Below are 14,157 nucleotides of genomic sequence, written 5' to 3' on the forward strand. Positions count from 1 at the left end.
AGGCGATGCTTACTTTCGCTGCCATTAATTTAAAGAAGATGGCCAATTGGACATGGCGAGGTCCAAAAATGGCCTAAAATAGTGGGCTCGTAGAGCCCCAATCTCTTAACTTTAGGCGAAAATTCAAAGAGAATTTCAAAAGGAGGTCGGAATGGTCTTACCCCAAACCATGATTTTAAAAGAAGACTTGTTTATCCTTCATGTTTTTTAACTTTATATTGGATGAAACCTTATTAGATTGAAGAAGTTTGCGACACTCCTGCCGAATACCTGGCTAGCCGAGACACCAAAGACGCTTGCGCAAGGAGGCTTGGAAGACAGTCGGCGGAAAGAGAGCGGATTTCTGAAACCAACTGGAACATTTTTTGAGGGTTTGTAAAATTTGTGCGTCGATTTCCACTCCAGGCAATGGCTTTCCGCGGGCGGTCCGGGAGCCTCCTCGGCGCTCTTTGCGCCTGTGGGGTCTCCCCTGGACGCGCTTTTCCCGCAGGTGTCTCGTACCTTTCATTCCAATCAACTGGACTGTCTTTTTATAGACTGTATGCAAACCTGGAGTTTCTTCAGGTTTGTCTACATTTGTCGACATCATAAGGTTAGGAATGGCCTTATCCTGAATCCCTTTCACGATTTTAAGGAATAATTATCATAATTTATAAAACAAGACTTGGTTATACTCCATGATTTTTTATTCTTTAGATGAAACCCTTACAAGATTGAAGAAATTTGCGACACTCCTGCAGAATACCTGGTTTTGCCGAGACCCCGGAGGCGCTTGCGTCGAGGAGGCTTGGCAGACAGTCGGCGGAAAGGGAGTGAATTACTGAAATCAACTGGAATGTGATGAATGAGTACACAAAAAAATGAATCTTTTGCATTTATTAACCGTATATATAAAGGAAGAAAGAAGGTGAAATATATGTCGGAAATCAAACAAAGCAATAGCAAAGCGATTGTAGCATTGATCATGGGGGTATTATCCCTGTTAATTCCATTCATAGGCATCATATTAGGTATTCTGGGTTTAATATTTGCATCGAAGAGTAAACAAGAAATTAAGCTTACTGGTGAATCTGGAAATGGATTAGTGACAGCTGGAAAAGTGTGCAGCATTATTGGAATAATCTTAAATGTTATCGTGATCCTGATTTTCCTGGTGTTTTTTTATTTCGCAGTAAGTACGGACATAACAACCTTTTAAATCTAAGTATTAACCTAAAAAACTAAGAAAAGTAAAATAAACATATATAAAATGGGATTTTATGTTATAATTAATTTAAAAACCTAAATATTGTATGAAGGGATGATATTTTGACCATTCAAATTTTTGAGTATCCAGCCGTATTCTATTATGAAAAGCACCCGTTGATTATCGACTCTTTTTCCGTTCAAGTTTGTTTCCCGGATTTTAGGCGAGAAGGAATTATTTCTTCCGTTAGCGGTAGGAATCGGCTAGATGCCTTAGCTTGTGCTCAAGAACTGTTGAAAGCCATGGTCGAACATTTTATTCACGATAAAAAAACTATCCCGGATGCAAGTGAAATGGAAAAGGTGAAACTGGATAGGGGAATTAATATTTGTGAAGCTGCACCCTTCAGGATTGAAATAGAAAATATAACATATGAAAAATAAATAAACCTTGCCGATTAGGGGACAAGGTTTTTATTTTGTATTTTTTGAAATTCAATGAACATTTTGTACCCTGGAATGTCAAACCATAATTAGTACATCGTTTATTATTTTCTTGAGTAAGCTGAAGTCGACGGAGATAATGATACCACTGCATATTTGAAAAACCATCATTCCCTGCAAAAGGAATGATGGTTTTTTTGTTTCGCTTAAAATTTCCCTTTAATTATTTTTTTATTTTTGGGGAAAGGATATTGCGTTCTTTATAACGAATATGTATAGTATAGGTAACATAGGTAAAAAGTATCAATAGTTATATATTTTGGAGGTGTATGTGTGAAATATTATATAGCATCAGACGAAAAAAATTTGAAGCAAGTAAGATCATTGATCAAGAAACTGACTTCAAAAGGGTTTACTTGTGTGAATGATTTGAATTTAATTGCGAATGATGAGAAAAACCAAATAACGGACGGCATTGGAGAATATGAAAAAAAGGGGATTGAGGAAGCCGGTTTCATGCTGATCTTCCTAACAGCAGGAAAAGGTAATCTATATGAGCTTGGATATGCTTTATCTTTAAATAAGAAAATCATTGTGTATTCACCTGAGAAAGACAATTATCATATTAATAAAAAATCAATATTTCATAATCTGCCCGAGGTTACAATCTGCAGCGGTACCTTTTATAAGCTGGTTAAATTGATACATACGCTTTCTCCGGAAGGATCTGAAAAAGACTCACTGCATCTAAATTGAATGTCAAATGTAAAATTCAAAGGATACCCTCTAATAAAATTTCTTTTGAACGAAGTGTTTAATGTATTAAAAAAATGAGGGTAAAAGACCATTAAAAAAAGGGAGAGGACCTGTTTTGGCCATTATTGATATCGACCAATTATTGTTAGCCACTGAAGCGATTGCAGAAGAGTCAGTTCCATTCCATCTTGATACATTTGACATCGATCAACTTTTAGATAAAACGGATTATTGGAATCGGTAAGGAAAAGCATGCCTAGAGAGGATATGCTTTTTTCTGCGTGAAAAATAACCTGATTACCGGTATGAAATTATACATGTAATCAGGCAAGTGAGGATATTTTAGATAAAGTTAAAAACGGCGTCCTTTTACGAATCCTAAAATCACAAACATCGCGATGGTGCCAATTACAAAAATTGCTTTAATGGATGTTAAGAGAATTTCATCGTACATTTGTATTACCTCCTTGTATGTAATGACAGTGCGATTATGATTAGCTGTTGATGTATAAATTATAACATAAAGTCAATAACTGATGGTGGAAAATTAAAGACGATATGGGTAATTATGTATAGGTTGTACAATTAAAACATAAAAAAAGATATCCTCTAAACAGTGGATATCGGTAATGAAAATTATTTAAGTCCAAGCGCTTTTTTCGTTTTTGGTCCGACGACCCCATCGGAATTGAGTTTTTTGGATTTTTGAAATTTCATTACAGCAGCTTCAGTATTTTTTCCAAATGCCCCATCTACTCCTTTAGTGCTGTATCCAAGTTTAGTTAATCTTTTTTGCAGTTCGATTACTTGGGGGCCACTGCTACCTTTCTTCAGGGAAGCGTTGGTATTTACAGGTAGGCTCACAGATCCACTCACTTTATATCCATTCGTGGCAGCTATGGTGGCAAATGATTTATTCGAACTGGCAATCAGCACTACAGTGTTCATGTTCACCCTATCGTACAGCCATTGAACATCATTGTTATACATACGAATACAACCGGCACTTATATATTTCCCAATGGTGGTAGGATCATTATTGCCGTGTATTGCGTACGTATTTCCTGGTGTATTCCTTGCATTGATCCCCAGCCATCTTTTACCTAGAGGGTTTTTTGGGTCTCCGCCTCTAATGTTGCCTTTATAATAGGGACGATTCACAATCTTTGTCACTACCTTGAACTTTCCCTCTGGAGTGTAGGAGGCTTTCTTTCCTGTCGCCACGATGAATACCCTCACCAATTTATCATTTTCGTAATAGGCAAGCTGATTATTGTCTTTATTGATGATAATCAGTTGTCTTGCTGACGCATCTGAAGTATTACTGAACCCAACAAAACTAAAGGCGAATATTAATATAAATACAATTAATTTTTTCATATTTTTCCCCGTCCCTCATTTAAGCAACCTACATTTACACATATACTATCCTATGCATGAAGTGAAGCTAGAGTGACAATTTTTTAAAATGGGGGTAGACTATAAAAATGTGTAATATTAAACCAAGAGCAACTTTCTGCTTTTTGGCATATCTAGAAATGATGGGCACTATTTTTGGCCATATTACATACATTATTGAAGTGAAAGCGGAGGTGGGAAAAGAATTGTCACGCCTAAAGGTGGAGGACTATCTAGAACAAGGCATCCATGGTCCAAAAGAAATCAAGCCTGGTGAACGTAGGGAATTTCTGGGCACATTACGGGAGCGCGTCGTCATCGTCCTAAAAAAAAGCCAAGTCTTTGAAAAGAATGTATATCCGGAGATAGAGCAAATGATGAAGCAGCATCCCCGTTCAAATTTGTTTTTAAATGGTCAGATGGACTATCAATATTTAGGGAAATATATAAAATTGGCAATGAGTCATAATATTCCTTACAAAATTGTCCTAAACAAAGATCATAACTCCGAATTGGGTCTGGTATTAGCAGAAATTAATGCCATAAACAAAGAAGAAATTTATATCGAGAAGCAATATCATGTCCAGCAAGTTATCAAAAAGAAAAGCTTCAAAGCGTTTTTTAAACGCATTGTTAAAAAATTATTAAACAAACGTTGATAATTCTATCAACGTTTTTAGTTTGTCTACAAAAGGGGGGAATGGTCTCACACCGAACCCTCAATTTATAACGAGAAAAGGTTAGCCTTCATATTTTTTACTGTTTTATAGGATAAACCCTCCTTAAATTGAAGGGATTTGTGACAACCCTCCCGAGTAACTGGCTAGCCAAGCCTCCAAGGACGGTTGCGTCGAGGAGGCTTGGCAGACAGTCGGCAAAAAGGGAGCTGATTTCTGAAATCAACTGGAACTTTTTTAAAAGAAAAACTGCAGGCAAACCCAGAGGTTGTCTACAATCTAAACCGTTGATAGTATGTCCTTTTTTAAAAAAATACTTCTGGATTACTAAGGATACAACGCCTTAATTAAATGCGTAGACAACCAGTCTTGTTTATGTAACCCTTTTCCGTAATCTGTAAAACTTCCTGAAATTCCCTATAATCGTTTTTACTACGGAATAAGCTGGGATAGCGATTAAAATGCCAACGAAACCGTATATTGATCCTGCAGCAAGCAGCAATAAGATAATGGTAAGTGGGTGAATGTTAAGCCGTTTTCCCATAATATTCGGTGTAACCAAATGCCCTTCGACCTGTTGAACAACGGTAAGGACAATGAGAACTTTCACCGCCAACCCAATGTCTTGCTGTAAGGCAATGAAAAGGGCAGGGATGATGCTTATTAATGGACCAAGGAATGGTACAACGGTAAAAATCATGGCGAATAAGGCTAATACGAGTGCATAATCGAGACCGATAATCAGGTAGCCGATATACATCAAAGTCCCAATGACGATTGATATGATAAATTGACCGATAATATAAGTTGAAAGGGCTTTATCGACGTCTTTTAAAATCGTGTTCCCCTCTGATTCTACATCGTTCGGTATATATTTTAATAGAAATGGTCTTAATTTATCTCCATCCTTCAAGAAATAGAATAAAATGAATGGTGTAATGACCAATACTGTTAATACACTCGTGATCGTGGAAAAAATGGTATTGACATTCACTATTAGTTTTTCCGAGTAATCTTTCAAATGAGTGACCGCTTTTTCTTTCAGATCTTCCATATTAACCATGCCAAAATCATTTTTTTCAATCATCACTTCAGATTCTTTAGAGAATTCCTTCACTTTGCTGGGGAGGTTTTCAGATAATTTTTGAAATTGGTCCACGATTACAGGACTTCCAAAGTAACTTACCATCCCAATCATAGTAAATATAATCAAAAAAACGGTGAAGATGCTAGCTGACCTCGGGATAAACTCAGTTAAAAAGTTAACGACCGGCCGTAAAATATAGTATAAAAGCCCAGCCACAATAATAGGGAAAAACATGGCTGCAATGATTTTTTGTACCGGCTGCAGAACATAATCGATCTTACCTAGTAAAAAAATAATTAAAATGATCAAAATGGTTCCGCATGCATATTTGAAAAACGGTTTATTGATCCACAAGACAATCCCCCCCAATTCCATCTCTTACTTGATTCCCTGATTTAGCTTAATGTTAAACTATTTAACTTGTTCAAAATGTTTGGTGAAAACATGTTATAATGAACGTTTATCTTTCAACTTAAATTCGATTGTGCTGTTTCAATTTTGATAAAAGGAATGCTAGCTTACCAGCAACAAGGAAATGGGAATACAATCTGTTTATTGAAGTTGTTATCATGGGAAACGAATACAAGACTTTCACTGTGAAATGATGGTCAATTTTTAAAAAAATTATCGATCACTATAACGTTTTCCTGCCTTTACGTGCATAAGTCCACAATAAAGTCCGCCTACAAGGATTGCACGGCTAACTGCATTTCCCAAGACTACTGCGATTAAGCATTAGATATGAGCACAACTGCACGAGCAAAGATTCCGGGGGGATGACGTAATCCATAAAATCTTCGGATGTGCCACAGTTCCAAAAGATACACCGTTATGGCCATAAACAAACTAAAAAAGGCATCATCAAAGGTGAATTCCGTTTAGGGAAGTTTACTTGGATAATGCCTTTTTGAAAGGTTTTAAGATATTTTACTTATGGTGTTCGTTACTCCTTGGTTCTGTTCTCTTTGCATTTTTTTAATGTCGAGTCGCAACCAGATGGAGATGGCGAATGCTATCGCAATTAATGCTGCGAAAACGTAGAATACCGGGATGTAGCTGTTCGTACTTTCCCTGATTCCAGTAACCAACATTGGTCCGCAAACCCCACCTAGAGACCACGTAGTTAAAAGATAACCGTGGATGGCACCAATTTCCTTAGTTCCAAATAAATCCCCGGCAAATGCAGGTAGATTTGAAAATCCTCCTCCATAACAACTTACGACCAGCAAGATGAGACCTTGGAATAATAGAGTATTTGTAGTAGTTGGAAGTAAAAGGAACGCTCCGATTTGAATGATGAAGAAAATGACGAAAACATTTGGACGTCCAATATAATCAGATGCTGCTGCCCAGCCAAGTCTTCCTCCGCCATTAAAGATTCCCATAATGCCGACTAATGTTGCTGCACCTGCTACAGACAGACCAACAACGTCTTGAGCCATCGGTGAAGCTACCGAAATCATCATGATCCCTGCACTTGTATTTATCAATTTCATGGACCATAGCATCCAGAAGTGTTTAGTTTTAACCGCTTCTTTTGCAGTTAATTGCCTTAGGTCTTTCTTCAGTTCTTTCTTACCGGACTCAATATCTTTTTTCATTCCTTCAGGTAGCCAGTTGGCCTTTGGAGGTGCAATATAGGATGCACCTAAGAACATCAGTATGAAATAGCCTGCTCCTAAAATATAATATGTAGTATAAATGCCAACGGATTCCATAAGGCTTGCAGCTACTGGGGCTGTAATGAGAGCTCCGGCACCGAATCCTAATACTGCCATTCCTGTTGCCAATCCCCGGCGATCTGGGAACCATTTGACTAAAGTGGATACTGGTGAAATGTACCCGATCCCCATGCCAAGTCCACTTAAAACCCCATATGTCAATAGGTAAAGCGGAAGTGAATCGACCATTACTGCTAAACCGGAACCGGCTTGTCCTAAACCGAATAATACAGCTGCGACCATAGCTGACTTTCTTGGACCATTTTTTTCCACGAATTTACCAAAGAAGGCTGCAGAAGTTCCTGCAAGCGCCATCATTATTGTGAATGCTAACGTTACTTCAGTTTCTGACCACCCCATAGTCTCAACTAACGGTTTTTTGTATACGCTATAGGCGTATGCACCACCAATGGAAAGGTGAATGGCGATAGCTGATAAAGCGATTAACCATCTGTTTTTTGTCATGTTGTTACCCCTTTTCGTCAAAAATAAGAAAGTTGCATGCCTTTTATCTATAATAACTCGTTTTGCATGCGTTTTATCTATCTTGTGGGATAAGTATATAAGATTATTATTTAGTAGTAAACTACTAAATTGAATTTCATGAAAAATTTTCCTCTTTATTCCATTGGATTAAAATTGGGAATGGCATGAAAAAACCACTTTATGAATCAGAATAAAAAATGTTATATTTTCTTAGGTTTTATAATATACATATAAGTTTGTAGGTATCAGCTCTAAGTGTTTTTAGATCACTTGTAATCTAGAACTTGCTGCACATCCTTTTTATCAATATTTTTTGGTTATAAAAGGGAAATGATTGAATTTACTTAAGGTGCCATGATGGAATACCTAGAAATATTCTCATTGGCTTTATTGTAATTATTTTGTTAAAATAAACTAATATTTACGAGTTCAAGTTACCTTAGCAAACAATCGGAATTGATATTTTTTGAGAGGTTTCAGGAATAAATCATTCTTTTTTCAGGAATCATAGTCTGGAAATCAAAAAAATTCCATTTATTTTAAAAAAATTCCGAAAATTTCGTCTTAAAGGCTTGAACTATGATTCCTGATAGGAGTAAACTAATTAAAGATAGATTTTATGGAAGTGAAATCTTGTAAATTTAATCAACAAGGGGTTTTGGTAATGAAGGAACATGACATGCAAATCACGCTTAGTACAACAAAGAAAGAAAAACCACAGGCGGACCAGCTTGAGTTCGGTAAGCAGTTTACCGATCATATGTTTATTATGGATTACACACAAGGGCAAGGGTGGCATGATCCAAGAATTGTTCCTTATCAACCGCTCTCATTAGAGCCGTCAGCTATGATTTTTCACTATGGTCAATCCGTTTTTGAAGGATTGAAGGCATATGCAACATCAGAGGATGAAATTATCTTATTCCGTCCGGAAAAGAATTTCCAACGCTTAAATAGTTCAAATAGCCGATTATGCATACCGGATATCGACGTTGATTTTGCGTTGAAGGCTTTAAAGACTTTAATTAGCGTTGATAAGGATTGGATTCCCCAAGCAGAAGGGACATCCTTATATATCAGGCCATTCATTATAGCTACTGAGCCTTATCTTGGAGTTTCTCCATCGGATAAATATCAGTTCATCATCATCATGTCACCTGTAGGTTCGTATTATAAAGAAGGCATTCATCCAGTTAAAATAGCGGTGGAGTCAGCTTTCACAAGAGCGGTTAATGGAGGTACGGGTGAAGCCAAAACGGGCGGTAATTATGCATCGAGCCTAAAAGCCCAGGAAGTATCCGAAAAGATGGGTTATGCCCAAGTTCTTTGGTTAGACGGGGTGGAGAAAAAGTATATCGAAGAAGTTGGAAGCATGAATGTTTTCTTCAAAATTAATGGTGAAATCATCACTCCTGCTTTAAATGGAAGTATCCTTCCGGGTATTACTCGTGATTCCATTATCGAATTGCTGAAACATTGGGGTCTTCCCGTGTCGGAAAGGCGCATTTCGATGGAGGAAGTCCATGAAGCCTATAAATTAGGTCAATTGGAAGAGGCCTTTGGAACGGGTACAGCCGCGGTCATATCACCAATTGGTGAATTTTTGTGGAATGGTGAAGAAATGATTGTTCAAAGCGGGGAAACTGGCGAACTTTCTAGAAAGCTTTATGATACACTGACAGGTGTCCAAACAGGTAAAGTCGCAGACGAGTTGAACTGGACTACGAAAGTTGAAGAAAAAGTGACTCAATGATACTTAAACAAAAAAAACCTTCTTTGAAGGTTTTTTTGTTTTCACATAATCATTTTGTGTCTAATGGCAACCGCGACGGCCTCTGTCCGATGATTCACTCCCAATTTCCTGATTGCAGAAGAAATATGATCTCTGACGGTAAATTCACTAACGCTCATTTTTGGTGCCATTTGCTTTAATCCCATTCCATTGGCTAAATATTGAAGGACCTCAACTTCACGTTTGCTTAGAAGGTAAGTGGGAGGGGCGGAATTCAATGTTGAACCGACAGCCAATTTTAAATAATGGGAAAGCTTCATTAAATCATTCTTGGTAACAGGCTCGGTGGCATGAATGGGGTCAACCAACACTAGACCGATGGCCATGTCATTCACGATTATCGGAATGATCGCCAATGAAGAGATGGAAAATCTTTTAACGTATTTTGCAGGTATGGAAGATTGCGCATGCTGGATGGTTAAGTATATGGGCTTATTATGGATGACTGCTTGGTGGAGGGGGTATATATCATGAATATTTTCTTTTACATTATGTAATGAAAAGGTATCTTCACTTGTACATGCACATATTCCTTCACCCATTCCTGTTAAATATGAGTAACTGAATAAAGATGCTCGTTGAAATGAAAAAAAATCCACACAGCCCTTTACGATCATATGTGATTTATTTGCCATATCTTTTTGATGGGAAATCTTTTTTACATGATTCATCAGGGTTTCCTCAAGCATTCGACTTTATTCCTCCCTACATTTTCAGTGCTAGGATAACTGCTACTAATATCTTACAATATAATGAAAACTCTTACAAATTAAATAAAGTCTTAGAGATTCAAAACTTTAAAGTTCATAATTTCAAGGAGGCATTACAATGAAAAGAAAGAATTTAACGACAACCAGCCGGAGTTTTAGAGAAGATACCCTCCCCTTTAAACTTTATCAAAAAGCAAAGAAGTTCGGTATATGGAACCCTCGCGACATCGATTTCAGCCAGGATAAAGAAGATTGGAGGTCTTTTACTGATATTGAAAGGGAGGTGTTGTTACGGATCATTTCCCTTTTTCAGGGCGGAGAAGAAGCCGTTACTCTAGATTTGCTGCCGCTAATTATGACGATAGCCAAGGAGGGAAGGATCGAAGAAGAAATGTACTTAACGACATTCCTTTTCGAGGAAGCGAAGCATATGGAGTTCTTTCGTTATACGTTAGATCAAATAGGTGAAACGGGTGATTTGACGGTTTATCATTCAGACATTTATAAATCGATTTTTTATGAAATATTGCCTGAAGCGATGGAGAGACTTTTATCCGATCAATCCCCTGAAGCATTGGCGGAAGCAGCCACTGTTTATAATATGTTTACCGAGGGTGTACTTGCAGAAACTGGATATTTCGGGTTTTATCAGACTCTCGAAGCTAATAAAATGATGCCAGGTTTATTAAAAGGCGTGGGTCTGTTGAAGAAGGATGAATCACGCCATATTGCTTATGGGACCTTCCTGCTGCAGAGAATCATCAGTGAACACCCACATATCTTTAAACAGGTTGAAAAGAGAATGGAGGAACTTTCGCCACTGGCCATCGCGTTAAATACGGAGGGATATGATCGGTTAGGAAATCCATTTGATAATGACCAACAAGCTATATTGAATTTTACCATGAAACAATTATCAGTGCGGATGGAGATTTTAGCCAGGGCAAAAGGAAAGGGGATTGAAGAGATCTATCAAAGTAACGAAAAGGAATATGGGGTTTTGTAAAGCCGATAAGAGACAAGCTTAGTGTCCATTTTACATTTGCTAATGACTGGCCATCAGAAACTTGGTAGCAGGGCATGAACAATTCTTAATTGCGAATATAGACTAATATATCTGAGGTGAAATTTTTTGATGGTAAACGCTCATTCGAATTTTTGGTTAAGGTCTTCAATTTACAGTGGCACTAACACTCGTTCACTCATTCCGGACCTATTCAATGGTCTCGGGGCCAAAAGGATTCTACTCGTGAGTGATGCCGGCTTGGAAAATGCAGGTGTCGTTAAAAAAGTTGCCGAAACTTTTGAGCAGCAGAAATTAGGTGCCAGAGCTGAAGTAGTTGGACAGTTTCTGGGTGTTACACAAGACGCAGCTAGTGAATGTGTTAACGAAGCATTGAAATATGCACGCGAAGTGAATGCCGATGCCATACTTGCCATTGGTGGAGGGAGTGTCATTGATACAGCAAAAGCATTGAAATTCGGATTATATAAAGGGATTACGGATATAAATGATTCGATACCAAGCGGTTATCTTTATGAGGGTTTTCCAAAAGCCCAATCGATGAATATCCCGCATATTTCCGTAGCCACAACAGCAGGAACCGGTTCTGAAGTATCCCCGATCGCAGTCATATATAATGAACATAAAAAAGTCAAAATGAATATATACAATGTTTTTTTAAGTTCGGATGTTGCCATTCTAGATCCCGAATTAACAGTCGGACTGCCGTCTGACATTACGGCGTTTACTGGTGCCGATGCATTGACACATGCAATTGAAGCGATCGTTTCACCTGCAGCGACATCAATAACTGATGCATATGCAAATCAGGCCATTCGAGTTATTGAAAGAAACTTACCGAGGGCCGTAAAGGACGGAACGAACATTGAGGCCAGAATGGAAATGTTGCATGGAAGCATGATGGGAATCACTGCATTTTGTAGTGCACTGAATGTGATTCCGGTTCATAACTTTGCCCATGCATATGGGGCGTTATTCGGTATTCCGCACGGATTGGCCAATGCCGTGTTATTACCGGTCGTCATGGAATCAACCTCGGATTTATATCTTCCAAAGGCCCATTTGATAGCCGAAGCCTTTAGTGTGAAAATACATGATGAAGATTCAAAAGGGATATTAGCGAAAGTGGTAGAAAAGCTCCGCGTTTTCCTATCTGATCTTGGGCTGCCCTCCGATTTCAGCGCCTATGGAATTAACCAGTCAGATATGAAAAGAATTCTTAAAGCAGTAATGACGGATCCAGCTGCCACTAATTACCCGATGTCAGAGGAATTAATAATGTCAGTAGTTTCAAGAGTTTCACCCGTGGGAATTAATTAAACTAAAAAAAAGCCAGCCCATGAAGGTTGGCTTATTTGCGTTGGGTGCCATATGTTAAGTCCCAAAATTTTTCGTTCAGTCAGTTCGTTTCGATATATTTGAAGGAGCAACCCCAACAGGAATCGACGCTTGTTAATGTTTTTTTCCTAAATTCTCCTGTGCCATCTTTATAAGTTCCTTGACCATGCCTCCGCCTAACTTTCCGCCTATTTTTCCATTCTGCTTGGATGTCAGTTCACCGTTATAATCTTTTTTCAGGGGTACGCCCATTTCTTTTGCTACTTCAAACTTTGCTTCTTCGGGATTCTTTGTACCAGCAACTTTGGCTTTTAAATCATCGAGTCCTTTTCGCGCTTCAGATACTAGAATTTTCCTTCTCCTTGCCAATTTGCATCACTCCTATTTTTTTCTTAGGTTATCCTAATGTAAAGAAAATGATTAATATGCAGATCGAAAGTTTTTTAATTGGAATCCGATGAATCGGGAGGCAGTCATAATCTCTTAAATAAAGAAGTAATTATATAGGATGCGATTGATTGAGTTTATTTGCAGCCTGAAGAAGTTTTAGTTTATTTAAAGCGGGTAACATATAATAAAATGATTTAAGGAGAAAAATGATGCTGACTGCTAATTCAAGTTTGTTAACAAAAGAAGATATGACAAATCCCGATCGAGTGCCGCAATGGCTAATTAAGGAATATCAAACATTCCATAATACAGTGACCGATAAAACCTTTCCATGTTATTTTGGTATGAAAGCTGAAAATAAAGGGGAACTTCGCTATGCTTATATCACACAGGGGGATTGGTCCAATCTCCCAAAAGCAGTGGAAAGCTTTCTTGATTTATTTCAGGAACCACCATATATCAGGCATGGCCTTTTTGTCTTTATGGAGCCTGAATCGATAGAGGGTGATATAGAATTTTACCGTAAAAGGTTTTGGGATATCCTGCAATACCTGCATAAAGCGGATAAAAAACCTTGGCCAATTGAAAAGCCGAAAGATCCCGAGCATTATTTATGGGACTATCATTTTGCAGGGGAACCAATCTTTGTCTTTGGTAATGCACCTGCTTATAAACAGCGTAAAACCCGCGATTTAGGAAATAGCCTTGTACTTGGATTTCAACCCCGGATGATCTTTGAAGGCTTGGAAGGAACGGAAAAAGGCGGAATCATGTCGCGTGAAAAGGTTCGGGAACGAGTGGAGAAATGGGATAATCTTCCTAAACATCCTGATATCAGTCACTTTGGAGATGTAAATCATAATGAATGGAAACAATTTTTCATTGGGGATGATATAGAACCGATAAAAGGTAAGTGTCCCTTCCATCATAAAGAGTTAACTTAACCGAGGGCAAATTGCTCTCGGTTTTTTCGCATCTTACTTAGAAGGCATCGGGGATAATAAAATCAAGGCGTGAAAACCTCATGAAATGGACATTTGAAAATAAAAAACATATCTCTTGCCTTATTGGATTTTCAGTTTTATAATGTGAAAGTAGAAATTGCAGTTAATTCGAGATATTTGGATTAAATGCTATTTTTTTAATAAC

14 protein-coding genes are annotated in these 14,157 nt (G+C 37.9%); 9 read left to right on the forward strand and 5 right to left on the reverse strand.

Annotation, left to right across the window (positions count from 1 at the left end; genetic code table 11):
* The first annotated feature begins 844 nt into the window (after window positions 1–844).
* The 4 genes from ACFX4I_RS22115 (at window position 845) to ACFX4I_RS22130 (ending at window position 2,629) form a co-directional block, all read left to right on the forward strand.
* Window positions 845–1,198, forward strand: a complete 354-nt coding sequence (locus ACFX4I_RS22115) for a DUF4190 domain-containing protein (protein ID WP_283931749.1) — start codon at window positions 845–847, stop codon at window positions 1,196–1,198.
* 110 nt (window positions 1,199–1,308) lie between these two features.
* A complete protein-coding gene (locus tag ACFX4I_RS22120) occupies window positions 1,309–1,629 on the forward strand; it encodes a hypothetical protein (protein ID WP_230303537.1) in 321 nt (106 codons plus the stop codon).
* 333 nt (window positions 1,630–1,962) lie between these two features.
* Window positions 1,963–2,385 (forward strand): nucleoside 2-deoxyribosyltransferase, encoded by a 423-nt coding sequence (locus ACFX4I_RS22125; protein WP_377423023.1) that lies wholly within the window; start codon window positions 1,963–1,965, stop codon window positions 2,383–2,385.
* A gap of 115 nt (window positions 2,386–2,500) precedes the next feature.
* On the forward strand, window positions 2,501–2,629 hold the full coding sequence (locus ACFX4I_RS22130) for a hypothetical protein (RefSeq protein ID WP_377423026.1): 129 nt from the start codon (window positions 2,501–2,503) through the stop codon (window positions 2,627–2,629).
* Between the two features lie 392 nt (window positions 2,630–3,021).
* Here the strand turns inward: ACFX4I_RS22130 and ACFX4I_RS22135 are convergent, their stop codons facing one another.
* Entirely contained in the window at window positions 3,022–3,765 is a 744-nt protein-coding gene (locus ACFX4I_RS22135; protein ID WP_230302091.1) for a L,D-transpeptidase family protein, read from the reverse strand.
* Window positions 3,766–3,872: 107 nt separating this feature from the next.
* Between ACFX4I_RS22135 and ACFX4I_RS22140 the strand changes: the two genes are divergently transcribed.
* A complete protein-coding gene (locus ACFX4I_RS22140; protein ID WP_377423029.1) occupies window positions 3,873–4,442 on the forward strand; it encodes a YueI family protein in 570 nt (189 codons plus the stop codon).
* Window positions 4,443–4,833: 391 nt separating this feature from the next.
* On the opposite strand, the gene ACFX4I_RS22145 is transcribed toward ACFX4I_RS22140, so the two are convergent.
* Both ACFX4I_RS22145 and ACFX4I_RS22150 read right to left on the reverse strand, forming a co-directional pair.
* The gene (locus tag ACFX4I_RS22145; RefSeq protein ID WP_283931748.1) at window positions 4,834–5,901 is read right to left on the reverse strand and encodes an AI-2E family transporter; all 1,068 of its coding nucleotides are present in this window, start codon (window positions 5,899–5,901) and stop codon (window positions 4,834–4,836) included.
* A gap of 563 nt (window positions 5,902–6,464) precedes the next feature.
* Window positions 6,465–7,733: an L-lactate MFS transporter gene (locus tag ACFX4I_RS22150; RefSeq protein ID WP_230302094.1), complete on the reverse strand. Its 1,269-nt coding sequence runs from the start codon at window positions 7,731–7,733 to the stop codon at window positions 6,465–6,467.
* A gap of 685 nt (window positions 7,734–8,418) precedes the next feature.
* Here ACFX4I_RS22150 and ACFX4I_RS22155 point away from each other — a divergent pair.
* The gene (locus ACFX4I_RS22155) at window positions 8,419–9,507 is read left to right on the forward strand and encodes a branched-chain amino acid aminotransferase (protein WP_283931747.1); all 1,089 of its coding nucleotides are present in this window, start codon (window positions 8,419–8,421) and stop codon (window positions 9,505–9,507) included.
* A gap of 41 nt (window positions 9,508–9,548) precedes the next feature.
* Here ACFX4I_RS22155 and ACFX4I_RS22160 read toward each other — a convergent pair whose 3' ends face one another.
* Window positions 9,549–10,235: a response regulator transcription factor gene (locus tag ACFX4I_RS22160; protein WP_283931746.1), complete on the reverse strand. Its 687-nt coding sequence runs from the start codon at window positions 10,233–10,235 to the stop codon at window positions 9,549–9,551.
* 139 nt (window positions 10,236–10,374) lie between these two features.
* Between ACFX4I_RS22160 and ACFX4I_RS22165 the strand changes: the two genes are divergently transcribed.
* Both ACFX4I_RS22165 and ACFX4I_RS22170 read left to right on the forward strand, forming a co-directional pair.
* Window positions 10,375–11,262 carry a R2-like ligand-binding oxidase gene (locus ACFX4I_RS22165; protein ID WP_230302097.1) on the forward strand — a complete coding sequence of 296 codons (888 nt, stop codon included), beginning with the start codon at window positions 10,375–10,377 and terminating at the stop codon, window positions 11,260–11,262.
* A 129-nt stretch (window positions 11,263–11,391) separates the two neighbouring features.
* Window positions 11,392–12,600 (forward strand): iron-containing alcohol dehydrogenase, encoded by a 1,209-nt coding sequence (locus ACFX4I_RS22170; protein WP_230302098.1) that lies wholly within the window; start codon window positions 11,392–11,394, stop codon window positions 12,598–12,600.
* A gap of 132 nt (window positions 12,601–12,732) precedes the next feature.
* On the opposite strand, the gene ACFX4I_RS22175 is transcribed toward ACFX4I_RS22170, so the two are convergent.
* On the reverse strand, window positions 12,733–12,987 hold the full coding sequence (locus ACFX4I_RS22175) for an alpha/beta-type small acid-soluble spore protein (RefSeq protein ID WP_076369546.1): 255 nt from the start codon (window positions 12,985–12,987) through the stop codon (window positions 12,733–12,735).
* Between the two features lie 230 nt (window positions 12,988–13,217).
* Between ACFX4I_RS22175 and ACFX4I_RS22180 the strand changes: the two genes are divergently transcribed.
* Window positions 13,218–13,952, forward strand: a complete 735-nt coding sequence (locus ACFX4I_RS22180; RefSeq protein ID WP_377423033.1) for a YqcI/YcgG family protein — start codon at window positions 13,218–13,220, stop codon at window positions 13,950–13,952.
* Window positions 13,953–14,157 lie beyond the last annotated feature (205 nt).

It is taken from the genome of Peribacillus sp. YIM B13472 (assembly GCF_042788005.1).
GTDB classification, from domain to species: domain Bacteria; phylum Bacillota; class Bacilli; order Bacillales; family DSM-1321; genus Peribacillus; species Peribacillus simplex_E.